The sequence below is a fragment of the Niveispirillum irakense DSM 11586 genome (assembly GCF_000429645.1).
GTDB classification, from domain to species: Bacteria; Pseudomonadota; Alphaproteobacteria; order Azospirillales; family Azospirillaceae; genus Niveispirillum; species Niveispirillum irakense.
Genome location: NZ_AUCG01000016.1, coordinates 24,882 through 46,109, shown reverse-complemented (window position 1 = coordinate 46,109; position 21,228 = coordinate 24,882). Strand labels below are relative to the sequence as shown.

The 21,228-nt window shown below is 64.2% G+C and carries 26 protein-coding genes and 2 tRNA genes; 6 read left to right on the top strand and 22 right to left on the bottom strand.

All coding sequences use genetic code 11. The features are described 5' to 3' along the window. Positions 1–53 precede the first annotated feature (53 nt). The 13 genes from G473_RS0103670 to G473_RS0103615 all read right to left on the bottom strand — a co-directional run bounded on the left by G473_RS0103670 (position 54) and on the right by G473_RS0103615 (position 8,149). On the bottom strand, positions 54–728 hold the full coding sequence (locus G473_RS0103670) for an NrsF family protein (protein WP_029011985.1): 675 nt from the start codon (positions 726–728) through the stop codon (positions 54–56). Further along, positions 718–1,272, bottom strand: a complete 555-nt coding sequence (locus G473_RS0103665; protein ID WP_051329850.1) for a sigma-70 family RNA polymerase sigma factor — start codon at positions 1,270–1,272, stop codon at positions 718–720. Before G473_RS0103665 ends, G473_RS0103670 begins: the two co-directional genes overlap by 11 nt. Before the next feature lie 19 nt (positions 1,273–1,291). Next, positions 1,292–1,561, bottom strand: coding sequence for a hypothetical protein (locus G473_RS30180; protein ID WP_035705322.1), 270 nt, complete (start codon positions 1,559–1,561; stop codon positions 1,292–1,294). Between the two features lie 12 nt (positions 1,562–1,573). Continuing rightward, positions 1,574–2,074: a DoxX family protein gene (locus G473_RS28950; RefSeq protein WP_051329849.1), complete on the bottom strand. Its 501-nt coding sequence runs from the start codon at positions 2,072–2,074 to the stop codon at positions 1,574–1,576. 9 nt (positions 2,075–2,083) lie between these two features. Next, a complete protein-coding gene (locus G473_RS0103655) occupies positions 2,084–2,848 on the bottom strand; it encodes an HvfC/BufC N-terminal domain-containing protein (protein WP_029011983.1) in 765 nt (254 codons plus the stop codon). Further along, a complete protein-coding gene (gene bufB, locus G473_RS24925) occupies positions 2,827–3,717 on the bottom strand; it encodes an MNIO family bufferin maturase (RefSeq protein ID WP_051329848.1) in 891 nt (296 codons plus the stop codon). Before bufB ends, G473_RS0103655 begins: the two co-directional genes overlap by 22 nt. An 11-nt stretch (positions 3,718–3,728) precedes the next feature. Continuing rightward, on the bottom strand, positions 3,729–4,028 hold the full coding sequence (locus G473_RS0103645; protein WP_029011982.1) for a BufA1 family periplasmic bufferin-type metallophore: 300 nt from the start codon (positions 4,026–4,028) through the stop codon (positions 3,729–3,731). A 290-nt stretch (positions 4,029–4,318) separates the two neighbouring features. Continuing rightward, positions 4,319–5,116: an LPS export ABC transporter ATP-binding protein gene (gene lptB / locus G473_RS0103640; protein WP_029011981.1), complete on the bottom strand. Its 798-nt coding sequence runs from the start codon at positions 5,114–5,116 to the stop codon at positions 4,319–4,321. Then, positions 5,113–6,096 (bottom strand): LptA/OstA family protein, encoded by a 984-nt coding sequence (locus G473_RS24920; protein ID WP_051329847.1) that lies wholly within the window; start codon positions 6,094–6,096, stop codon positions 5,113–5,115. Before G473_RS24920 ends, lptB begins: the two co-directional genes overlap by 4 nt. Further along, complete coding sequence (gene lptC, locus G473_RS0103630; protein ID WP_154667242.1) at positions 6,093–6,776, bottom strand: LPS export ABC transporter periplasmic protein LptC; 684 nt, start codon at positions 6,774–6,776, stop codon at positions 6,093–6,095. Before lptC ends, G473_RS24920 begins: the two co-directional genes overlap by 4 nt. 202 nt (positions 6,777–6,978) lie before the next feature. Next, entirely contained in the window at positions 6,979–7,590 is a 612-nt protein-coding gene (locus G473_RS0103625; protein ID WP_029011979.1) for a ribonuclease D, read from the bottom strand. A 190-nt stretch (positions 7,591–7,780) separates the two neighbouring features. Continuing rightward, positions 7,781–7,865: transfer RNA gene (locus G473_RS0103620), tRNA-Leu, on the bottom strand. Between the two features lie 199 nt (positions 7,866–8,064). After that, a tRNA-Leu gene (locus G473_RS0103615) sits at positions 8,065–8,149 on the bottom strand. Positions 8,150–8,423: 274 nt separating this feature from the next. On the opposite strand from G473_RS0103615, the gene G473_RS0103610 reads away from it, so the two are divergent. From G473_RS0103610 to G473_RS0103590, 5 genes are all read left to right on the top strand, one after another. Further along, the gene (locus G473_RS0103610; protein WP_029011978.1) at positions 8,424–9,389 is read left to right on the top strand and encodes a complex I NDUFA9 subunit family protein; all 966 of its coding nucleotides are present in this window, start codon (positions 8,424–8,426) and stop codon (positions 9,387–9,389) included. A gap of 155 nt (positions 9,390–9,544) precedes the next feature. Next, positions 9,545–9,985, top strand: coding sequence for a hypothetical protein (locus tag G473_RS0103605; RefSeq protein ID WP_029011977.1), 441 nt, complete (start codon positions 9,545–9,547; stop codon positions 9,983–9,985). Positions 9,986–10,093: 108 nt separating this feature from the next. After that, positions 10,094–10,813: a Bax inhibitor-1/YccA family protein gene (locus G473_RS0103600; protein WP_029011976.1), complete on the top strand. Its 720-nt coding sequence runs from the start codon at positions 10,094–10,096 to the stop codon at positions 10,811–10,813. 118 nt (positions 10,814–10,931) lie between these two features. Next, positions 10,932–11,237 carry a hypothetical protein gene (locus G473_RS0103595; protein ID WP_029011975.1) on the top strand — a complete coding sequence of 102 codons (306 nt, stop codon included), beginning with the start codon at positions 10,932–10,934 and terminating at the stop codon, positions 11,235–11,237. A 48-nt stretch (positions 11,238–11,285) separates the two neighbouring features. Then, entirely contained in the window at positions 11,286–12,914 is a 1,629-nt protein-coding gene (locus G473_RS0103590) for a glycosyltransferase family protein (protein ID WP_029011974.1), read from the top strand. On the opposite strand, the gene G473_RS0103585 is transcribed toward G473_RS0103590, so the two are convergent. The 7 genes from G473_RS0103585 to G473_RS0103555 form a co-directional block, all read right to left on the bottom strand. After that, complete coding sequence (locus G473_RS0103585; protein ID WP_154667241.1) at positions 12,898–13,203, bottom strand: hypothetical protein; 306 nt, start codon at positions 13,201–13,203, stop codon at positions 12,898–12,900. The two genes, G473_RS0103590 and G473_RS0103585, sit on opposite strands and share 17 nt — an antisense overlap. Continuing rightward, a complete protein-coding gene (locus G473_RS0103580; protein WP_035705321.1) occupies positions 13,200–14,156 on the bottom strand; it encodes a metal ABC transporter permease in 957 nt (318 codons plus the stop codon). The genes G473_RS0103585 and G473_RS0103580 overlap by 4 nt, the downstream gene beginning before the upstream one ends. Beyond that, positions 14,156–15,082, bottom strand: coding sequence for a metal ABC transporter permease (locus tag G473_RS24915; RefSeq protein WP_035705320.1), 927 nt, complete (start codon positions 15,080–15,082; stop codon positions 14,156–14,158). Before G473_RS24915 ends, G473_RS0103580 begins: the two co-directional genes overlap by 1 nt. Continuing rightward, complete coding sequence (locus G473_RS0103570) at positions 15,079–15,864, bottom strand: metal ABC transporter ATP-binding protein (protein WP_051329845.1); 786 nt, start codon at positions 15,862–15,864, stop codon at positions 15,079–15,081. The genes G473_RS24915 and G473_RS0103570 overlap by 4 nt, the downstream gene beginning before the upstream one ends. A 17-nt stretch (positions 15,865–15,881) precedes the next feature. Further along, positions 15,882–16,865 (bottom strand): metal ABC transporter solute-binding protein, Zn/Mn family, encoded by a 984-nt coding sequence (locus G473_RS0103565; RefSeq protein ID WP_029011970.1) that lies wholly within the window; start codon positions 16,863–16,865, stop codon positions 15,882–15,884. Between the two features lie 192 nt (positions 16,866–17,057). Continuing rightward, positions 17,058–17,699, bottom strand: coding sequence for an HAD-IB family hydrolase (locus G473_RS0103560; RefSeq protein WP_029011969.1), 642 nt, complete (start codon positions 17,697–17,699; stop codon positions 17,058–17,060). A 25-nt stretch (positions 17,700–17,724) separates the two neighbouring features. After that, positions 17,725–18,225 carry a hypothetical protein gene (locus G473_RS0103555; RefSeq protein ID WP_029011968.1) on the bottom strand — a complete coding sequence of 167 codons (501 nt, stop codon included), beginning with the start codon at positions 18,223–18,225 and terminating at the stop codon, positions 17,725–17,727. Between the two features lie 14 nt (positions 18,226–18,239). Here G473_RS0103555 and G473_RS0103550 point away from each other — a divergent pair, with 14 nt between their 5' ends. Then, the gene (locus tag G473_RS0103550) at positions 18,240–19,181 is read left to right on the top strand and encodes a nucleoside hydrolase (RefSeq protein WP_035705318.1); all 942 of its coding nucleotides are present in this window, start codon (positions 18,240–18,242) and stop codon (positions 19,179–19,181) included. 42 nt (positions 19,182–19,223) lie between these two features. On the opposite strand, the gene G473_RS24910 is transcribed toward G473_RS0103550, so the two are convergent. Together G473_RS24910 and G473_RS0103540 are read right to left on the bottom strand one after the other, a co-directional pair. Further along, complete coding sequence (locus tag G473_RS24910) at positions 19,224–20,312, bottom strand: patatin-like phospholipase family protein (protein WP_084437612.1); 1,089 nt, start codon at positions 20,310–20,312, stop codon at positions 19,224–19,226. A gap of 56 nt (positions 20,313–20,368) precedes the next feature. Next, on the bottom strand, positions 20,369–21,151 hold the full coding sequence (locus tag G473_RS0103540; protein WP_029011966.1) for a 3-hydroxybutyrate dehydrogenase: 783 nt from the start codon (positions 21,149–21,151) through the stop codon (positions 20,369–20,371). Between the last annotated feature and the right edge of the window lie 77 nt (positions 21,152–21,228).

Here is a 21,228-nt window from a genome sequence, read left to right as displayed (position 1 = left end):
CCATATCGCAACAATTACGGCAGATCGGGTAACATTATTACAGATACTGTGGCTTATTCGCCCTGGAGATTACGAGGGATGCGTCCATTCCGCCACCGGAACAAGGCTCGCCCCAGTGGTGCCATCACGGCGGCAGCGGCCAGAATCGTCAGAATCTGGATCAGCAGCAGCAAGGGCGCGTCCAGATCGTCATGGATCAATCTTTCGCCAAAAATCCCCATCGCGGTGCTGGCAATGGCCAGGGTCACCATGGTGCGCAGCGGCGCCAGGGGCGCGGCGCGGCGGATATCGGCGTAAAGCCCCAGGCTGCTGCCAATCGCGATGATCGGGAAACAATAAGGGCAGAACAGTTCCCAATCCGACGCCATCGCCTCTGGCGGCCCGGCCATGCCGGACAGGTCGATCTGGATGGCAAGGGTCCAGCCGGCCAGCATGCACAGCCAAAGCCGCCAGGGCCATCGACCATTTCCCGGTATGCCCAGCGATTGGGCGCACAGGGCCGCCGTCAGGGCGGTGCCGAGGGTCAGTCCCTGCTGTAACAACCAAAGCGGATCGCCTGCCATCGCCAGCAGGTCGGGTCGGATGCCATGGAAAACCGACACGCCAAGGATCAGAGCTATGGACAGGGCCAGCCAAACCACCAGACGCAAGGGCAGGGTGGGCAGGCGTCGTACCGGTTTTGCCTCACGGCTCAACCGCTCGATCAGAAGGCTGGTTTCATCCATCATGCGTATCCTTTCCTAACATCATTTGCCGCATGCCGGCGATGCCGCGATGCACAGCCACCTTCAAGGCACCAATGCCAACCCCGCTGCGGGCCGATGCTTCCTGCAGGCTTAGTTGTTGTAATTTGACCAGTTCCACGGCTTGGCGCTGCCCGGCGGGTAGCCGGGCCAGCAACGGCGCCAGATCCGGGGGCTCCTCGACTGGCGGCTGTGGCACGCTGTCGGCCAGGGTGTCATCATAATCGGCCTCCACGGCCAGCCGGCGATAGCGTCGGCGCAACAGATCGGCCAGCCGGTTGCGGGCGATGGCATAAATCCACGGCATGACCGGCCGGCCCGGCTGATAGGTTGCCCGCGCCTGATGCAGGCTCAGCAAACTATCCTGAACGAAATCCTCCAGATCAGCCGTCCGGCCGGCGAGCTTCGCCCGGCCATATTGGCGCAGCAAGGGGGCCACCGCCGCCAGAAAGGCGGCATAGGCAGTGCCATCTCCCTGTTGGCTTGCGGCTAGCAACGCGGCCAGCACGGCATCCTGCGCTTCCCCCATCGGGATTTCGGCCCGCTCGTCAGTTTGTGGCCGGTGCGGGCCGGCGGCTATGCTTATCCAGGAACTCCTTGAATTTCTTGGCATCCAGGAAATAAAGATCCATGCACTCGTCGAACTTGTCCTTGTCCTGGATCGACCGGCACAGGGTTTCCGCTTCTTCGTTCTGCTGCTGCTTTTCCGCCTTTTCCCTTGCGGTGAGCGTTGAACTACTGCTGCTTTGTGCCGCCACCGTTCCCGTTGGAATGGTGGCAAACAGGGATAAGGAAACAAGCAAGGTCAGGCGCTTCATGGGCATTCTCCGTTATGGAAGGGTGCCGGCGGGTGATGAGAAAAGCCGGCGCCGTGCTGCATCCAGGGAAAGCAGGCCGGGACCGAGAATTGTCAGGACCAGAGCCGCAGCTATCCATGGAACCTGTTCGCCGGCAAGGGCGATGCCATTCTCCAACCCTTGCGGGGTGCGGCCAATGACCAGGAACAGGGCGGCGGCCATGACACCCAGGCCAGCGGCGGCGGCGCGCCCACCCAACCCCGCGATCAGCGCCAGCCCCAGCACGATCTCCGCCCCCGTGGTCAGGGGGGCGGAGATCGTGGCTGGCAGGAAGGGGACGGGATGGATTTCGGTGAAGAGATAGGCCTGGGAATCCCAACTGTTCAACCGGTGCAGGCCGGCGCGCAGGAAGGGCAGGGCCAGCCAGACGCGACCGGCCAGCAGGGCGAGCGCCGTGACGAGGCGGGGCAGGGGGCGCAGGCCCAGTGTCGGACCAGGATCAATGAGAAAATGGAAAAGCCGGTGCATGTGCATGGGGTAACCTCATGACCCTGGCGGCGGAACCGCGACGATTCCGCGTGTCAGCAGCAGGGCGAGCAGAAGGGACAGATCGAAGGGAGGGCTGCCGGCGGTCATCGTCATTGCCGTCAGCAGGGAGTGACCGGCGGTAAGCGCCATGACCAGCGCCCGCTCCCCCGGCAGAAGCAGGGTGCTGGTGACCAGAAGATCCGGTCCACGCCAGACCAGGAGGCTGTTGGCCGCATCGGGATCGGCATGGGCTGTATGGTGCAGGTCGGTACGCATTTCCTGCCATTGCCGGAATATATCGGCAGTGCCGGACAAAATCCGGGCGGATGGCACAAGGGTCAGGCACAACCCCGCCATATCCTCCGGTGCTTCCGGCCGCAGGATATCCGGTCCCGCCGGTATCATATCGGCTGCAAAATAAGCCTCATGCGCGGCCCAATCGGCAGTAGCCATCAAGGCCAGTTCCGGCCCCAGACTATTGGCGAAACCATGGCCATAGCCGGATAGAACCGGATGGTCAGGCGGGGATGCCAGCAGGTACCGGCGTGCGGCTGTGGCAAAGGCTGTTTCTCCCATCCGGGTACGGGTGGCGGGATAAGCCTCCGCCAACAGGTTGGACAGGGCCGTCGTTACGGTGGCGGTATGGATATAGAGGGCTTTGGCAGGGGGCAGGCATGTCGGTCGCAATGCCGGCAGGGTGTCGGCAAAGCCGGTGGGATCCCCCAAGCTTGCCGCCTGTAACCGCCCCAGCAGGGTTGTCAGCGTGACGGGGGCAGACATATCGTCTCCTCCCGTTCGCTAAAGGCTGCCAGCAACCGGTCGGCATGCGCGGCTTCTTCCAGCAACACGGGTAGGGGGGGCAAGGCCGTATCCCATTCCACCAGGGTCGGTCTGGCACCACATTGGTCCAACGCGGCTTGGTAGAGCGACCAGACCGCGGGGTCGACCCGGGAACCATGGTCGTCGATCAGCATCGTCATACCATCCACGTCCAGCCTTGCATGGCCGGCAAGGTGATATTGCCCGACGGCATCCGCCGGCAGGCGGCGCAGCACATCATGCGGGTCGCGCTGCCGGTTATGGCTGCTGACATGCAGGTTATTGGCATCCAGCAGCAGCCCGCAGCCGGTCCGCGCCACCAGTGCCGTGAGGAAATCGGCCTCATCCATCTCGTCATCGACGAAGGCGAGGTAGAGGGAGGGGTTTTCCACCAGCAACCGCCGCCCCAGCATGTCCTGCGCCCGGTCGACATTGGCGGCGACGATGGTCAGGCTTTCGCTGTTCAGCGGCAATGGCAACAGGTCGGGCACATGCAGGCCCCCCGTGCCGGACCAGGCCAGATGGTCGGAGACAAGGCAGGGCTGGAACCGGTCGTAAAGCCGGCGCAGGCGGGCCAGATGGGCGGGGTCTGCCCCATCGGCGGCACCCAGCGACAGGGCCACGGAATGGAAGGAGACCGGATAATCCTGGCGGAGCCTTTCCAACTGCGCCAGGCGCGGGCCGCCGGCACATAGATAATTTTCCGCATGCACCTCCAGCCACCCGACCGGCTGCCGTCCGGCCAGGAAGGCCGCGACATGCGCATGTCGCAAACCGATTCCGGCGATGGCGGGCAGGGTGGGCAGGGGATCGGGTGGCCGGTGGTGCATCGGACCGGCCCTTACTTCATCTTCTTGGGATTGGTGCCCTCGAAAGCGGTCAGGCTGCCACCGTCGGCCAGACAGGCTTCCTTGGTCATGGCCTTGAAATCCTGGCCGCTGTAATCGACCTTGGACTGGGTGGCGCAGGAATGGCCGGCGGCCTTGTTGGCACAATCATTCTCGCCAGCCTTGGCAACGCCGTAGCAATGCACCTTCTCGCCTTCGGCCGCCTGGGCCGGGGCCGTCATGGCGGCCAGCGACAGGGCACCGGCCACGGCGGCGCCCAGGGACAACAGCGCGAAACTGGCTTGGGACTTCATGATGGAGACCTTTCGGGGAAAATGCGCGAATGCCGGAGATCGGCGGGTTGGGGCACCGGATCAGCGCCCCATATCCCTCTATTCGCGGCATCCCCGGAAAGGTTACGCCGGCTTCAAAATTATTTTTGGCTTGTACCAGTCAGCCAAGGGTTTGCCCCTTGGCTGACTGGAGGCTGGCGACCGCCAGCCCCGTCCTCGTGCGCCGTGAAGCCAAGTTGCCGGATGGCAGCGCCCGGCGTTGAGGGAATTGGAAATCTTCCTTGATCGGTCAGGATCAAGAAAGCTTGATATTAAAGGCTGAACCGCTCCCCCAGATAGACGCGACGCACATCCTTGTGGGCGACAATCTCCGACGGCGCGCCTTCCATCAGCACCACGCCATCATGCAGGATATAGGCGCGGTCCACGATATCCAGGGTTTCGCGGACATTATGGTCGGTGATCAGCACGCCGATGCTGCGTTCGCGCAGATGGCTGACCAACTCCCGGATTTCGTTCACGGCGATCGGGTCCACGCCGGCGAATGGTTCATCCAGCAGGATGAAATTGGGTTGGCTGGCCAAGGCGCGGGCGATCTCCGCACGGCGGCGCTCACCACCTGACAGGGCAATGGCGGGGGTGCGGCGCAGATGGGTGATGGAGAATTCGGCCAGAAGCTCATCCAGCTTCTGTTCGCGCACATCGCGGTCCGGCTCCACCACCTCCAGCACGGCGCGGATATTATTTTCCACCGACAGGCCGCGGAAGATGCTGGCTTCCTGCGGCAGATAGCCGATGCCCAGGCGGGCGCGGCGATACATGGGCAGGTCAGTCACTTCCAGCCCATCCAGGGTGATGCTGCCATAATCGGGCAGGATCAGGCCGGTGATGATGTAAAAGCAGGTGGTCTTGCCGGCGCCGTTCGGGCCCAGCAGGCCAACCGCCTCCCCCCGTTTCACCGACAGGCTGATATCGCGCAGCACCGGCCGGCCTTTATAGGACTTGCCCAGGTTGCTGGCCACCAGACCGGCATTGTCGGCCACCAGCCGGGGGCCGGTGCCCGTGGACGGGTCAGCGGCGGGCGTGGTGGGCTTGGTCGGACGGCTCATGGTTTGCTCCCTTGGCCAGACGGCTGCGGCTGGGCGGGCTGTTGCGGCGCACCGCCCTGACCCTGCTCGTTGGGGATGAACAGGCCCCGGACCCGGCCATTCTGGCCGGCCGGTCCGGTTGTCGCCCCCCCTTGCACGGGCGAAGCCGCCGGAACCCGCGACAGCATGCGGCTGACGCCGGACTTCAGATCCACCTCGGCGGCGGGACCATTCAACTGATTCTGGCCGCGCGTGACCTTCACATTGCCGGTCAGCAGCGCCAGTTCAGAATCCAGATCATAGGTGCCCTTGTCGCCGCGGGCCACTTCCTGCGGGGTCGTGATGACCACGGCGCCGGTGGCATCCACGCGGCTGAGCGCCATCTTGTCACTGCCCTCTTTCCCGTCCGGGGAAAGCAGGGCGACCAGACGGTCAGCGCGCACGCGGTTATTCTCCCGGATGGCGATAGCATTGCCGCGCGCCACGGCGAGGTTCTGCTCGCGCCAATATTCCAGGCTGTCGGTGGCGGTTACAGTGTCCTGTTCGGTCACCAGCCGCAGCCCTTCGCCCGTCAGCACGGCGACCGACCGGTCCAGGTCATAAATGCCGCGCGTGCCATAGGCGGTCTGGCTGGCGCTGCGCATCTCCACATTACCTTCCGCCAGCAGGCGGAAAATCTCGTTCGTGCCCTGCGCATTCTTGCGGAAATAGGCGGCCAGCGTGTCAGCCTTCAGCGTCAGGTCGCCCTGGGTGGCGGTAGCCCCGCCGCGCGCAATGGCGACATTCTGCTGTTCGTGGAACTCGAACCCGCCTTCGGCTACTACATCAATGGGCTTCTCCCCGCTCATATGCAGGGACGCATCATCGGCCTGCACACTGGTTGTGCCGTCCTGGGCCCAGCCCAAGGGCACCGCCAGCGACAAGGCGGCAAGCGACAGGCCAAGGGCGGCCAGCGTGGCAGACCGGCGCAAGCGCGGGGAGAGGGGAGAGGGGCGGGTCATGGGGCAGCCCCTTCCGGACGGTTCTGGTCCCCGCCGCGGGCCGCAAGCGCCCGCAACCGCGCTTTGCCGGTGAAGATCAGCACGTCCCCATCCTCCACAATACGGAAGCCGCCAGCTTCAATTGTGCCCAGCGGTCCTTGTCCCTCAATCGGCTTGTTGCCCCAGGCAATGCCCTTATCCACATCCAGCAAGGCTTCGCCGGTGCGGAATTCATAGCCCTCGCCATGGAACATCGACACTTTGCCCTTCAGGGTCAGTACATTCTTTTCCTGGTCATAACGGCCGGTTTCAGCCGCCATGGACAGCCAGTCGCCGCCTTTGAGCGTTATATCGGCTTCCGGAGCGTCCAAATCCACCTCTGCCCCGGTATTGCCCAATTGCATCACGCGGTTGGCGCGGATTTCGAACGGGCGCTCTGTCGTATCGGTTCCCAGATACCGGGCTTTGGTCATTTCCAGGTCGCCCTGGTCCGGGCCGGCCCCTTTGCCGTCCGACCCTCCGCCGCCGCCGACCAGCGGCCATATCACGATCAGCAGCAGCACCAGCCCCGCCACCACGGGCAGCGCAACGCGCGCCGTGCGCACCAGCCGCGTATGGGCATAGGGATCACGCCGGCGCCCATCGGGCGCGCCGGCGGTCGCTGCGCGTCGGCTGTCGTCGCTGTCGGAGGGAGGGATCATGCGGGCGGGAGGCTCAATAAAAAGGGCGGCGGGCAGAGGGATGGTAACGAATTTCGGGGCGGTCAGGGTCCCGACCTTGATCGACAATGATAGAGGAGATGCCAGGATTTGGCGGCATTTCTATGACGCAACGCACAGTGACCGCAGAAAACGGCGGCAGGAACCGCCGCCGTCTCCACCTGTCGGCATTATGCCGTCTATATTAATGCGTGAAGATGTCCGGTTCATCCCAGCCCAGCAGGTCCAGTTGGCCGCGGGTCGGGAGGAAGGAGAAGCAGGCTTCCGCCAACTCGCGCCGGCCTTCACGGTCCAGCAGCAGGTCCAGCTTGGCCTTGATCTCGTGCAGATACAGCACGTCGGAGGCAGCATATTTCAACTGTTCGGCATTCAACTCGTCTGCGCCCCAGTCGCTGGATTGCTGCTGCTTGGACAGTTCCACGCCCGTCAGTTCCTTGCACAGATCCTTCAACCCGTGCCGGTCGGTGGAGGTGCGGACCAGCTTGGAGGCGATCTTGGTGCAGAAAATCGGCTGGCAGACGATGCCCAGCGCATGGCGCAGGACGGCCACGTCGAAACGGGCGAAATGGAACAGCTTCAGGGTGTTGGGATCGGACAGAAGCCGCGCCAGATTGGGGGCGCTGGTCTGGCCCCGGCGGATCTGCACCATATGGGCGGTGCCGTCGCCGCTGGAAAGCTGAACCAGGCACAGCCGGTCACGCATGGGGTTCAGGCCCATCGTCTCCGTATCCACGGCGACCACGGGGCCCAGATCCAGCCCATCGGGCAAATCACCAACATGAAGAAAATTCGACATCGCGCTGCCATCCTGCATCGGTTGCGGCCGCCCGCCGGCAGCACCGCGCTTTATCCCGCGAGGGTACGGGACGCCACAAGCAGTGATGCCGCAAGGGTCGGATGCGATAAGGGGTTCGGTGATCTGTGGCACAAGGCCAAAAACACTTCAGGCCGCTGGAATAACCAGCGGCCTGAAGTGTTTTTGGAAATGGTGCCCAGAAGAAGACTCGAACTTCCACACCTTGCGGTACAGGTACCTGAAACCTGCGCGTCTACCAATTCCGCCATCTGGGCGTTCACGCTGCGGCGTTGCCGTCGCTTCGTGGAGGCGGTGTATAAAGGCCCGCCGACGGGCCGTCAACACCTGTTTTTCATTTTTGCTGAAATTTGTCACCAACCGGGTCGGCTTGTGAAAATCGAGCAAAAACAGGGGCCTAGAAACACTTCAGGCCGCTGGAAGAACCAGCGGCCTGAAGTGTACATCAATTCGGAATGGTGCCCAGAAGAAGACTCGAACTTCCACACCTTGCGGTACAGGTACCTGAAACCTGCGCGTCTACCAATTCCGCCATCTGGGCGTCCACGCTGCGGCGTTGCCGTCGCTTCGTGGAGCGGGCTTATAGGAGGGGCGCGACAGGCTGTCAACGATGTTTTTCATTTTTTTTGTGACAAGGCGAAAAAGGACGGTTCCAGCCAATAGCTTCGCCGCGATTGCTGCCCCTATGCTGCTGCGGCACCGGGCTGCATCTCGCGGTGCTTCACCGGGCCATCCCTATGGGCTATATAGCGACATTCCTTGTTCCGGCACCGGCCGGTCCTTCCAGTCTTGCTGTCATTCGTGGAGAAAGTGCGATGGTCAATCGGTATCGCAACGCCGTGATATTCGGTGGCTCGGGCTTTATCGGCCGCTATATCGTCCGGCGCCTTGCCAAGACCGGTTGCCAGGTTGTCGTGCCGTCCCGCCATCCGGGGCAGGCGACATATCTGCGCTCCGCCGGGGCCGTCGGGCAGATCGTGCCGATCGCGGTGGATATCCATGATGATCAGTCGGTGGCCAATGCTGTTGCCGGCGCCGATCTGGTGATCAACCTGATCGGCATCCTGGCGCAGAGCGGGCGTAACAGCTTTGAGGCCGTTCAGCATCAGGCCGCCGCCCGCATCGCCCGCGCCGCCAAGGCCGCCGGTGTGCGTCGCTTTGTGCAGATGTCGGCCCTGGGGGCTGATGCATCTTCCCGCTCTGCCTATGCCACCAGCAAGGCCCAGGGGGAGCAGGCGGTGCTGTCAGCCTTCCCCAGCGCCACCATTTTCCGCCCCTCCATCGTTTTCGGGCCGGAGGATGGTTTCTTCAACCGCTTCGCCGCCATGTCGCAGACGGCCCCCTTCCTGCCCCTGATTGGGGGCGGGAATACCCGGATGCAGCCGGTCTATGTCGGCGATGTGGCTGATGCCATCGTTGCGGCGGTTGAAACCGAGGGGACGGAAGGCAAGATCTACGAACTGGCCGGTCCCCGGACCTACACATTCAAGGAACTGATCGACCTGACGCTGGCCCAGGTGGGCCGGCCGAAGAAATGCACCCTGTCGCTGGGCTTCGGCATGGCCAGCTTGCTGGGTGGCATCCTTCAGAACCTGCCGGGCCAGATGCTGACCGCCGATCAGGTGGAACTGTTGAAGACCGACAATGTCGTCAGCGGTGCCAAGCCGGGCCTGACCGACCTGGGCGTTCAGCCCACGGCCGTGGAAGTGATCCTGCCCACATATCTGGACAAGTACCGCATCGGTGGCCGGTTTACGCAACCGGTAAGCCCGGCTTCCTGATTGCCCGTCGCTGGATGCGTACTGGTTGATTACCCGCTGGGGAATAACCCCAGCGGGTAATGACTGTGTCTGCGGGTCGACTTATGCGCCGTCGACAGGGGAGTGCAGGCCGTTACCATGCCCGTCCTTTGGTTGAGCGGAGGCATGGGCAGACGATGGTCATGCGTGAAGATGGTCTGCGTAAATTTCTGGTCGCGACGCTGCTTGTGTCGCCGCTTTTGCTGTCCGGTTGTAGCAACCGGGCCAGTTCCGGCCAGATGGCGGCCCCGGTGGGGGATACCTCGTTCAAAGCCGCCGCCACCCAATATTCCATAGAGGTCGCGAAGTCGCGCTATGTGCAGCGCAAATGCCCCGAATTGGTGATGAGCTTCGATGGCCTGATGGCTGAACTCCGATCTTATCCGGTCCTGGCCCGGTCCGGGGGGAAGATGGGAGAGGATACTGTTGATCAAGCGCAGGTCCTGGCCGCGATCAACCAGTTCGAGGCGGAAAACAGCTTGCGAGGGCAAGGCCAGATGGAAATCTGTGCCTTCGGCAAACAGCAGATGCAGGCTGGAACCCGGACCGGAAAACTGCTCGATTTCCGCAAGGAATAGGAAATCGGTGGTGATCTGGCCTCACCGGATGATTAGCCATTGATCCGGGGCAGGTGCTTCCCAATATAGTGACCTGTATGTCCAACATCCCGTGTCGAGGACACTTCAATGGTCAACGGACCCTATAATCCGTATGCGTCGGCAGGACGCGCGATGGACCAGGCGCAGTTTGACGCTGGTCTGCGCGCGCATATGCTGCGCGTCTATAATTACATGTGCTTGGCGTTGGCAATCACGGGTGTGACCGCTTTTGTGGGATCCCAGATTCCGGCCCTGGTACAGTTGATCCACGGTACGCCGCTCAAATGGGTGGTGATGCTGGCCCCGCTGGCTTTCATCTTCTTCGGCTTCAAGCCGGACCGGATGTCGGCCAGCGCGTTGCGCACCAGCCTGATGGTGTTCAGCGTCCTGATGGGCCTGTCGATGATGAGCGTGTTTCTGGTGTTTACCGGCAGCAGCATCGCGCGCGTCTTCTTCATCACCGCCGCCATGTTTGCGGCGACCAGCCTGTATGGCTACACCACCAAGGCTGACCTGTCGAAGATGGGCAGCTTCATGGTGATGGGCCTGATCGGCATCGTCATCGCCAGCCTGGTGAATATCTTCATCGGCTCGTCGGCACTGCAGTTCGCCATCTCCATCATCGGTGTGATCGTCTTCACCGGTCTGACCGCGTGGGATACCCAGGCGATCAAGGAAGGCTATGCCTCTTCCTATGGTGATGAGGCGAATGGCCGGATGGCCGTGATGGGCGCGCTGTCGCTGTACCTCAACTTCATCAACCTGTTCCAGATGCTGTTGTCCCTGATGGGCCAGCGCGACGAATAAGGATTGTGCCGGTAAGTACCGGTATCGAGGAAGTTGACCGAGCCGCCCGGAACAGACCCCTGTTCCGGGCGGTTTCGTTTCCGGGCCCTGTGAGGCCCGGTTGATGAGCGGAGACATCTTGTCCGATAGAGACAACCAGCGCCTTGATCGCTGTTTTGAACGGCTGGAACGGGATCTGCCCCGCTTCATGGCCAAGTCTTTGCGCTGGCTGCGCAAGCCAGGTTCGCGCTGGGTGCGGATTCCGGCCGGTATCCTGTTGATTGCGGGTGGTTTTCTCTGGTTCCTGCCGGTTCTGGGCTTCTGGATGCTGCCGCTGGGCATTGCCTTGCTGGCTTTCGAGATACCGCCGATCCAGAGGCCGGTGTGCCGGCTGATCATCTGGGGGGAACGTAAATGGCGGCGGCATAAGAATCGACCCCGGTAAGGGCGCTTCCGTGACAGGCCCCGATTGCCCCCTTATGATCGCGTCCGAATGATGACGGGGGAAGCGATGGGTGGGGCGCCCGATCTTGACCAGAGCCTGCGGGGGCAGGCCGGGCTGCTAGGGGACCTGCTGGCACCCGGATGTGGCCGGTTGCTGGAGAGCCAGGATTTATGGCGCCGGGCCGATGGCTTGATGGAATCCCTGCTGACATTGATCCAGCGGGGAGGCGACCCGGCCCCTGTGGCGACGATGCTGGAGCAATTGCCCTCGTCGCATAATCGTTGCGATATCGTAATGATCTTCCTTTTGCGTGCCACCTTGCTGAAGGATGGGGCGGCACCCACCCAGGCCCTGCAAACCGTGCTGGCCGACCGGGAGGAGGGCGGCGGGGCGTTCAGTCTGGCGCAAGCCGATTATATCCTGCGTGCCGTCCTGTTCGGCCTGTGGATCAACCGCCTTCATGTCCGTGACAAGGCGGCCCATGACCGGGTGGAGCGGGCCTTGTGGGCGGCGATCCTGGATGGCTACCAGCCAGCCCTGGCTGGGCGGCTGCCGGTGGCCCCGGCGCAAAGGCAGCGTGATCTTGTGGTGGTGCTGACGGGCCAGTTCATGCGCGGCATGCACCAGCCCAGCCTGGATACGATGGATTTTGTCTCCAAGCTGGTGCTGCGCCTGGGGCGGCGCGTGCTGCTGGTCAATACGGCGGATGGCCCGGTTACCCCTCAGGTCCCTTTCCTGGGCGGCTTTGTCAGTGGCGCGGACGAGGGGTTGGCCGGGGCTAATCAATTGGTGATCGACAAGCTGCCGGTGCCCTTCCTGCACCTGCCGGCGGGATTTACCGATCCGGCGATGGCGGCGGCGACGGTGGATCACCTGCTGGCCCAGCGGCCGGATCTGGTTCTGTCCTTCGGTACGATGAGCCCGGTGGCCGATCTTTGCCGGGGGCTGCTGGAGGTGGTGGCCATCCCCTATGGCAGCTATCTGCCCTTGGCCACGCCCACATATCTGGCTTTACCCCGCCCCTTGACGCCGGGCGATGGCCCCGCGCTGGAAGCGGGCGGGCTGACGCCGGGCCGGGTGATCCCGATCAATTACACCTATGCCCCGCCAGCGGCGGGGGCGGCCAGGGATCGGGCGGCGCTGGGCGTGCCGGTCGATGCCATCCTGACCGTGATTGTCGGCCTGCGGCTGACACAGGAGGTGACGCCTGATTTCGTCGCCGCCCTGGATAGGGCCGTCGCGCAGGAACCGCGCCTGTTCTTCCTGTTCGTCGGGCCGCTGGAAACCTATGCCACCCTGATAGCGTCCTATCCGGCCCTGGCCACCCACTCCCGCGCCCATGGGTATGAGACGGATGTGATCGGGCTCTTGATGCTGGCCGATCTGTATCTGAACCCGCCGCGTGGCGGTGGGGGTACGTCCGCGGCTTACGCCCTGCATTGTGGGGTGCCGGCCTATGGGTTGGGCTGGGGTGATGTCGCCACCGTGATCGGGCCGGATTTCCATCTGGCCGATTATGGTGATTTCGCCGCCTGTGCCACCCGGTTGGCCGATGATGCGGCGTGGCGGCAGGACCGGCAGGCCAAGGCAAAAGCGCGATTCGCGGAAATCTCCTCCCGTCAGACAATGCTGCGCCAGATTCTGGACGGGGTGAAACGAATCAGGGCCGCTGGATAAGGATGGGCGTCTGGTCGGGCCAGCAGCGGGCACATTCCACCAGCGCTTCTGCCCGTTCCGATGCCAGGGCCGGATTGCCCGGCATATAGACAGCACGCCCCCGGCTGCCGGTATTCAGTTCCAGCACCAGGGCGCGGCCCGGTCCGCCGGGCGGGTCCAGAATGACGAAGCTGGCGCCGCCATCGGCCAGTTGCCGGGCCGTGGCGGCCATGGCCGGATCAATCCCGGCCAGCACATAGGCAATGCGGGCCGGCACCATCCGTACCGCCGCCGGCTTTTCCTCTGTCACACCAAGACCCCATCCACCGTGCCTAGCCGCTTCCTGCGGGCCAGCACCCCGTAGCGGGGCGCGAACAGGATGGCAAGGGCCAGGATCAGACCGGCCAGGGTGGCGATCATGCCAGCGGCACTGACCGACTGGTCGTAACCCAGCAGATGCGGGCCAAAGGCGCCCAGCAGATAGCCGCCGATCCCCGTGGCCGCCCCTACCAGCAGCGACAGGCCCAACTGTGCCGGTACCCGGTCACAAAGAAGCCGGGCCGTGGCCGCCGGGCAGATCAGCATGGCGATGACCAGGATGGACCCCACCGCCTCAAACGCCGCGATGGCGGCCAGGGCGGCCATTGCGGCGATGCCATGCTGCACCATCCAGCTTTTCAGCCCCAGCGTATCGGCCAGGGCGGGGTCGAAACTGACCAGGGTCAACTCCTTCAGGAAGACCAGCACCAGCGTCAGGCATAGGGCGAAGACGGCGGCAAGCTGCACCACCTGCCGCGGCATGTCGGCCCAGACGGCGGGATCGGCCAGGCTGGCCCAGCCTTGCGGCGCAAACCACAGGATACCTTCCAACTGGCCATACAGCACGCAGTCAGCATCCAGATCGACCTGCCGCGCGGCCCCCTGCTCAATCATCACCACGCCCAGCGCGAACATGGCGGTGAAGATCACGCCCATGGCCGCGCCTGCCTCCACCCGGCCCAGCCGGCGGACCAGTTCAATCAGGATGGCGGCGATGATGGCGGCGGTCAGCGCGCCGGCCATCATGGGAAAGGTGTCGCGCGTGCCGGCGACCAGGAAGCCGGCGACAATGCCGGGCAGTACGGCATGGGTGATGGCATCGCCCATCAGGCTCTGCCGCCGCAGCACCAGGAAATTCCCGACCAGCGCACAGGAAAGGCAGGCCAGCGTGGCCGCCAGCAGGGCGGGCAGGTCGATGGACAGGAAGGTCTGGCTATCCGGCATCAGGCGGCCCCCCGCCCGGCGATCAAATCCTCCCGCAGCCGGTTGCGGCGCAGGGACCGGGCCAACAACCCGCGCCCCGGTGCCAGCAGCAGGCTAAATGTGAACAGGGCCGACGCCACCAGCACGATGACGGCCCCGGCGGGAATATCATGGAAGCGCGCGGATAAAAGCGCGCCCACCCCACCGGAAACGCCGCCGATCAGCGCCGCCACGGCCAGCATCACCGGCAGCCGGTCGGTCCAGAACCGGGCGGCGGCGGCGGGCGTGATCAACAGGGCGATGATCAGTACCAGCCCAACCGTCTGCAACCCGACCACCGTCACCAGCGTGACCAGCGCCATCAAGGCCAGATCGAACCGCCCCGCCGGCCAGCCGGCAGCCCGCGCGAATCCGGGATCGAAGGAAAGCAGCGTGAATTCCTTATAAAGCAAGGTGACGGCCAGGGCCGCCAGCAGTGCCAGCCCGCCCAGGCTGGCGGCTTCGCCCGCGTGCATCGCCGCCGTCTGGCCCAGGATGAAACCTTTCAGCCCGGCAGCATTGGCCCCCGGCATCTCCTGCACCACAGACAGCAGCACCACACCCAGCCCGAAAAAGACCGACAGCACCGCGCCGATGGCCACATCTTCCGTTAACCGGGTCCAGCGGCTGATCGCCTGGACGCACAATACGGACAGGACGCCACTGGCCGCCGCCCCCAGCAGCAACAGGGGCAGGGACCGGCCTTCCAGCCCCAGGGCCGTGGCGGCCATGAAGGCGATGACAATGCCGGGCAGGGTGGCATGGCTCAACGCATCGGACAGCAAGGCCCGGCGCCGCAGCACCATGAAGCAGCCGACCATGCCGGCGGCCACCCCCAGCGCCGTGGCCCCGGCCAGGACGATCAAGGTGTTATGGCCCAGCCCGGCCAGGGACAGGGCTTCCATCATGGTGCCAGCAGCGACAGGCCGGCGGCGCGCTGGCCATAGGTCAGGCGCAGATTGGCATCGGTCAGCGTGCCGGCCACCGGGCCTGCCGCCACCACCCCGCCATTCAGCATCAGCACATGGTCGAAGGTGGCGGCTACGGTCTGCAAATCATGATGAACGCAGATGACCGTACGCCCTTCGGCATCCAGGTCGCGCAGCACGGCCAGGATGGTCTGTTCCGTGGCGGCATCCACGCCGGCCAGCGGTTCATCCATGAAATAAATCCGCGCTTCCTGCGCCAGCGCGCGGGCCAGGAACACGCGCTGCTGCTGCCCGCCGGAAAGCTGGCCGATCTGCCGCTTTGCCAGATCGGCCAAACCCACCCGGTCCAGCGCTTCCATGGCGGCGCGGCGATGGGCGCCGGTGATGCGGCGACCCCAGCCGATCAGGCCATAGCGGCCCATGGTCACCACATCCAGGGCGCTGACCGGGAAATCCCAATCCACGCTTTCCCGCTGCGGGACATAACCGATCAGGGCCCGCTGCCGGGACAGGGGGCGGCCAAACACCTCCACCGTCCCGGTCAAGGGTGGCACCAGCCCCAATACGGCTTTCAGGAAGGTGGATTTGCCGGCGCCATTGGGGCCGATCACGGCCACCAGCCCGCCCGCCGGCGCGGTCCAGTCCACATCGCGCAGCACCAGCCGGCGGTGATAGGCGACCGACAGGCCGGCGACGGTCAGCGGGCTGACACCGGCATCGGCGGGGGGAATGAAGTTCCGGCTTTTCAGGCGTTGCAGCATCGCGGACCCTTCCCCCATCACCGCGCGGCCAGCCGGCCCTGAAAGCCGCCAGCCGGGGGCGCGCCACCCAGGGCACGCGCCATGATGGTCACATTATGGTCGATCATGCCGGGATAGGTGCCCTCATAGGTGCCCGCCGGCCCCATCGCATCGGAATAGAGCGCGCCACCGATTTTGACCGTATGGCCCCGGGCTGCCGCACCCTGAACCAGCGCCTGGATATTGCGGTCGGAGACGGAGGTCTCCACGAATACGGCCGGGATGCGCCGTTCCACCAGCAGCGCCACCATGGATTCGATCCGCTTCAACCCAGCTTCCGATTCCGTGCTGATGCCCTGGATGCCCATCACCTCCAGGCCGTAAGCGCGACCGAAATAGGAGAAGGCGTCATGGGCCGTCACCAGCACGCGGGAGCTTGCCGGGACCGACGCCATCGCGGTGCGGGCATATTCATCCAGCCGCCGCCACAGGGAAAGCGTCTGCGCCGTGCGGGCGGCGAAATGGTCGGCTTGATCGGGGTAGAGGGTTGATAACCTGTCCCGCACCCCTTCCAGCGCCAGCGACCAAAGCGCCACATCCATCCAGACATGCGGGTCTGGGTGGCTGCCTTCCCCTTCCTGGCCGATCAGCCGGGCAGGGGGGATGGCGCTGGCCGCGGCATGGACGGGCTTGCCGCCCTGGGCCACCCTTTCCAGCACCTCTGTCATTTTCCCTTCCAGGAACAGCCCGCTGGAAAAGACGGCCTCGGCCCGCATAAGCGCCACCGTATCAGCGCGGGTCAGCTTGTAGCTGTGCGGGTCGATCCCTTCGCCCATCAGGCTGGAAATATCGGCCCCATCCCCGGCGACACCGCGCAACAGTTCCGCCACCTGCCCCGTGGTGGCCAGCAGGGCCGGGCGCTTGCCCTGGGCAGCGGCAGGCAGGGTAGCCAGCAGCGGACATGCCATGGCGAGGCCCAGCAGAGATCGGCGCGTCGGCAAGGGGCGGTCCGGCTTCGTCACAGGGGAGGTTCCAACCAGTTTGGAATGATTCAAAATTATCCAGAGAGCATATAAGCGTGCCGCCGGGGGCAACAAGGGCGGGATTATAACAGTTTGACGGCAAACCCGCTCCGTCTTCGTATATGGATTATACCAATCTCCCTCATGCACCGGGCTGGCGGTCCCAGTCTCCAGTCCGCAATGGGTTTGGCATTACCCGGCTTGCTGCTGTTTTTTATCGCTTCCCCGCCGCGATACGGTCGGCACGATGGTCGGGTGGTGCATCATGGCCAGGAAGGGCAGGTCGGATGGCCGGTTGCCATAGCCATAGGTAGCGCTGAAGGGCCCCTGGCCGGACAGGTAATCCTGCACGCGGCGGGCCTTTTCATCCCGCACGCAATTGCCGCCATGGCACATGCGGCCTGTCAGCAGCCCGTCCACCACTTCCATCTCCGTTGCCATCAGATGGTTGACCGGCAACCCTTCCAGCAGGGATGGCATGTAAAGCGCCAGCGCCCCGGTGGCGACGACGACATGGTGCCCCTGGTCAGCGTGGCGCAACAGCGTGTCGCGGATCGGGTTGTGCCAGCGGACCCAGCTTCCCATCTCTGCCGCCACAGCGCGGGCCTTTTCCTCCGGCACGCCTTTCAGGGTGCGGGCCAGCAGTCCTTCCTTCACCTGGGTGCGCACATCGCCACCCTTGCCGCGCCCGGCCCGCATCAGGGCGGCGCGGACGGAGCGCACCAGCGCATAGCGGGCGCGGCGTTTGCCGGCCACCCGTTCCAGGAAGGGCAGCAGGCTGTCACCGGCGATCAGCGTGCCGTCAAAATCGAAAATGGCGATAGCCTGGCTCATGTCTGTCCGGTCAAGCAAAGGGCGGTCATAAGGGCAGGCGCCGGCGGATGGCAGCACCCACCCACGCCCCGAAGATAACGCACAGGGGCGACCACCAGACCGATTCCGGAGTCTGGAAAATTTCACCCATGATGCCGCTGAAGGCAAAAAGCGTCAGCACGCCAAGAAAGACGCTGCTGGCGGTGGCCTCCGGGGTGGAGAGTTTCAGGCGCAGCCGCTTCAGCGTTACCCGCAACCCGGCATGGGCCAGGAAGGCGGCCAGCGCCGACAGGACAAAGGGAATCAGGGCCCCCTCCACCAGATCGGGCACGCCATCGCCCATGGTGGCGGCCAGAAGCGCGCCCGTCTTCAGCATCAGCAGCCAAAGCAGCGCATAGAAGATGGCATAGATCAGCACGCCATTGGCGAAATGGCTGAACATGCGCTGGAACAGGATGGCCTCCCCCTCATCGACTTTGCGCGCATCAAAGCCGGTTGGCGCTTTTCTCTCAACCCCTTTCCGGGTAATGCAGCAGCCTGACCGCATGCGAGGAGAAAATCATGGCGCGCGAAAAGATCATCATCGATACCGATCCCGGCCAGGACGACGCCGTTGCCATGCTGCTGGCCTTCGCCAGCCCGGAAGAGATCGAGGTGCTGGGCGTCACGGCGGTGGCCGGCAACGCCCCCTTGCATCTGACCGAACTGAATGCCCGCAAGATCTGCGAAGTGGCGGGCATGCCCGATATCAAGGTCTATGCCGGCTGCGACCGCCCGCTGTTCCTGGACCTGCACACCGCCCCGGAAGTGCATGGGGAAACCGGCCTGGATGGCCCCGACCTGCCGATGCCGACCATGAAGCTGCAAGAACAGCATGCCGTCGATTTCATCATCGACACGCTGCGCAGCCACGAGGCGGGGACCGTGACCCTGTGCCCCGTGGGGCCCTTGACCAATATTGCCACGGCCCTGGTGCGCGCACCGGATATTGCGCCCCGTATCAAGCAGATCGTGCTGATGGGTGGTGCGCAGACCGAAGGCGGCAATAGCAGCCCGGTGGCGGAGTTCAACATTTTCGTCGATCCGCATGCCGCCGATATTGTCATGCGCTGCGGTGCCCCCATCGTCATGTTCCCGCTGGACGTGACGCATCAGGTGCTGACCTCCCAGCGCCAGATGGAACGGGTGAAGGCGATCCCCGGCGCGGTTGGCCGCGTCACCTATCAGATGCTGGATTTCTACCGTCGCTATGACGAGGCGAAATACGGCACCGATGGCGGCCCGCTGCATGATCCCTGCGTCATCGCCTGGCTGCTGAAGCCGGACCTGTTTCAAGGCAAGCTGTGCAATGTGGCGGTGGAGACGGCCAGCCCGCTCACCATCGGCCAGACGGTTGTGGACAAGTTCGCCAAGACGGGCCGGCCACTGAACGCGCTATATATGATGAAGGCCGATTCGGACGGCTTCTTCGACCTGCTGGTGGAACGTCTGGCCCGTCTCTGACAGGCCCCTGTCAGCGGGAGCGGGGGGCATCGCCCCCCAGGCTCACACGAAGAACGGGCCGGTGGCGAAGCTGCTTTTCTGGCCGATGGCGGCGTGATGGGCGTCCAGCCAGCCTTCCGCCGCCGCGCGGCCCAGGTCGCGCAATTCACTGAGAAAGCCCCAGTCCCCATTCAGCTTGGAGGAGACACCCAGCGCCCCCATGCTGGCGTCGCTTTCAATCATGTGCAGATGGATCGGGCGCAGGCCGGCATCGGGGTTGATCCGCCCATCGTCCAGCAGCCGGTTCACCAGCTCAATCGACCGCAATTCCCGGTAAAAGGTGGAATTGAAGCTGATCTCGTTGATCCGGTCGATGATGGCGGTGGGCGTGCGGGGCAGGTCCGGGCGATGCATGGGCGTGACCTGCACCACCAGCACATCCGGGCTGGTGCATTGCTTGATCAGCGGGTCCAGCACCGGGTTGCCCATATAGCCGCCATCCCAGTAATGCTCCCCCTCGATCCGCACGGCCTGGAACAGCATGGGCAGGCAGGCCGAGGCCAGCAGGCAATCAACCGATAACTCATTGCCGCTGAACACGCGAAGCTGGCCGCGGTTGACATTGGTGGCGCTGACGAACAGGCGGACATCTTGTGCCCGGCGCAGCAGGTCGAAATCCACCAGCCCATCCAGCACATCGCGCAGCGGGTTCACCCCCATCGGGTTGAACTGATAGGGCGACAGCATGCGCACCATCATGTCCATCCCGGCATAGACGGGGTGGCTGTCCAGATTGGGGCCGGTGCTGAACGGCATCAGCCAGGACGGGGCCAGCGGCCCCAGCCCGTGTGACTTGGCCACCCGCCGCCATAGCCGTTCCAGCAATTCCCGCGCCTTGTCCGGCCCACCGGTCAGCAGGCCCTGGGCCAGCAGCGCCCCGTTCATCGCGCCGGCGGATGTGCCGCTGATCCCTTCCACATCCAGGCGCCCATCTTCCAGCAGCCGGTCCAGGACGCCCCAGGTGAAGGCACCATGGGCACCGCCGCCCTGCAGGGCCAGATTGATCCGGCTTTTGCCGGGCTTTTCCTCGGCCTGATTGGTAACAGGGGCAGCGCGCCGGCCCGGTGTGTGGGCGGTGGGGGGCTTGGTCATGCGAACCTTGAATGAAAAGTGTAAATCAGCACCGATAAAGGATGGTGACGGCGCTTTTACTGCGCCGTCCATCCCCCATCGACACTGAGCGAGGCACCACGGATATTGGCAGCGGCGTCGCCACACAGGAAGACGGCGAGATCGCCCAATTGCTCCGGCGTGGTGAACTGCTTGGAGGGTTGCTTTTCCGACAGAAGACGGACTTGGGCCTCCTGCACCGAGATATTTTCCCGCGCGGCCAGCGCGTCGATCTGCTTTTGCACCAGCGGTGTCAGCACCCAGCCGGGGCAGATGGCGTTGCAGGTGATGTTGGTTTCCGCATTCTCCAGCGCCACCACCTTGGTCAGGCCGACCACGCCATGCTTGGCGGCGACATAGGCCGCCTTCTGGGCGCTGGCCACCAGCCCATGGGCCGACGCGATATTGATGATACGGCCCCAGTTGCGCGCCTTCATATGTGGCAGCACGGCCTGGCTGCCATAGAACACCGCTGACAGGTTGATGGCGATGATGGTTTCCCACCGTTCAGCCGGGAAATCCTCCACCCTGGCCGTGTGCTGGATGCCGGCATTATTGACCAGGATATCCGCCCCGCCCAGGCCGGCAGATGCGGCGGCCACCATATCGGCGATCTGATCCGGCTTGCTCATATCCGCGGCGGAATAAAGGGCGCGCACGCCATAATCGGTTTCCACAGCGCGGCGCACAGCCTCAATCTCTGCCGCATCACCGAACCCGTTCAGCATGATGTCGGCCCCGGCGGCCGCTAGCTTGCGGGCAATGCCAAGCCCGATTCCGCTGGTGGAACCGGTGACGATGGCGGTTTTCCCCTTCAACAACATGGTCTGAGGCTCCCGAATTCGAAAGGTGGCTGAACGATTAGTAATGCGGAAATGGTGTCTTCCAGCCCGTGCCA

Coding starts and splice junctions, on each gene's coding strand:
- G473_RS0103550 (WP_035705318.1), top strand. CDS start 18,240: ATGGCGCGCGAAAAGATCATCATCGATACCGATCCCGGCCAGGACGAC.
- G473_RS0103670 (WP_029011985.1), bottom strand. CDS start 728: ATGATGGATGAAACCAGCCTTCTGATCGAGCGGTTGAGCCGTGAGGCA.
- lptC (WP_154667242.1), bottom strand. CDS start 6,776: ATGATCCCTCCCTCCGACAGCGACGACAGCCGACGCGCAGCGACCGCC.
- G473_RS0103570 (WP_051329845.1), bottom strand. CDS start 15,864: ATGCTGCAACGCCTGAAAAGCCGGAACTTCATTCCCCCCGCCGATGCC.
- G473_RS0103600 (WP_029011976.1), top strand. CDS start 10,094: ATGGTCAACGGACCCTATAATCCGTATGCGTCGGCAGGACGCGCGATG.
- G473_RS0103625 (WP_029011979.1), bottom strand. CDS start 7,590: ATGTCGAATTTTCTTCATGTTGGTGATTTGCCCGATGGGCTGGATCTG.
- G473_RS0103580 (WP_035705321.1), bottom strand. CDS start 14,156: ATGCCGGATAGCCAGACCTTCCTGTCCATCGACCTGCCCGCCCTGCTG.
- G473_RS0103645 (WP_029011982.1), bottom strand. CDS start 4,028: ATGAAGTCCCAAGCCAGTTTCGCGCTGTTGTCCCTGGGCGCCGCCGTG.
- G473_RS0103590 (WP_029011974.1), top strand. CDS start 11,286: ATGATGACGGGGGAAGCGATGGGTGGGGCGCCCGATCTTGACCAGAGC.
- lptB (WP_029011981.1), bottom strand. CDS start 5,116: ATGAGCCGTCCGACCAAGCCCACCACGCCCGCCGCTGACCCGTCCACG.
- G473_RS0103560 (WP_029011969.1), bottom strand. CDS start 17,699: ATGAGCCAGGCTATCGCCATTTTCGATTTTGACGGCACGCTGATCGCC.
- bufB (WP_051329848.1), bottom strand. CDS start 3,717: ATGCACCACCGGCCACCCGATCCCCTGCCCACCCTGCCCGCCATCGCC.
- G473_RS24915 (WP_035705320.1), bottom strand. CDS start 15,082: ATGATGGAAGCCCTGTCCCTGGCCGGGCTGGGCCATAACACCTTGATC.
- G473_RS0103555 (WP_029011968.1), bottom strand. CDS start 18,225: ATGCGGTCAGGCTGCTGCATTACCCGGAAAGGGGTTGAGAGAAAAGCG.
- G473_RS0103665 (WP_051329850.1), bottom strand. CDS start 1,272: ATGGGGGAAGCGCAGGATGCCGTGCTGGCCGCGTTGCTAGCCGCAAGC.
- G473_RS28950 (WP_051329849.1), bottom strand. CDS start 2,074: ATGCACATGCACCGGCTTTTCCATTTTCTCATTGATCCTGGTCCGACA.
- G473_RS0103655 (WP_029011983.1), bottom strand. CDS start 2,848: ATGTCTGCCCCCGTCACGCTGACAACCCTGCTGGGGCGGTTACAGGCG.
- G473_RS0103605 (WP_029011977.1), top strand. CDS start 9,545: ATGGTCATGCGTGAAGATGGTCTGCGTAAATTTCTGGTCGCGACGCTG.
- G473_RS30180 (WP_035705322.1), bottom strand. CDS start 1,561: ATGAAGCGCCTGACCTTGCTTGTTTCCTTATCCCTGTTTGCCACCATT.
- G473_RS0103610 (WP_029011978.1), top strand. CDS start 8,424: ATGGTCAATCGGTATCGCAACGCCGTGATATTCGGTGGCTCGGGCTTT.
- G473_RS24910 (WP_084437612.1), bottom strand. CDS start 20,312: ATGACCAAGCCCCCCACCGCCCACACACCGGGCCGGCGCGCTGCCCCT.
- G473_RS24920 (WP_051329847.1), bottom strand. CDS start 6,096: ATGACCCGCCCCTCTCCCCTCTCCCCGCGCTTGCGCCGGTCTGCCACG.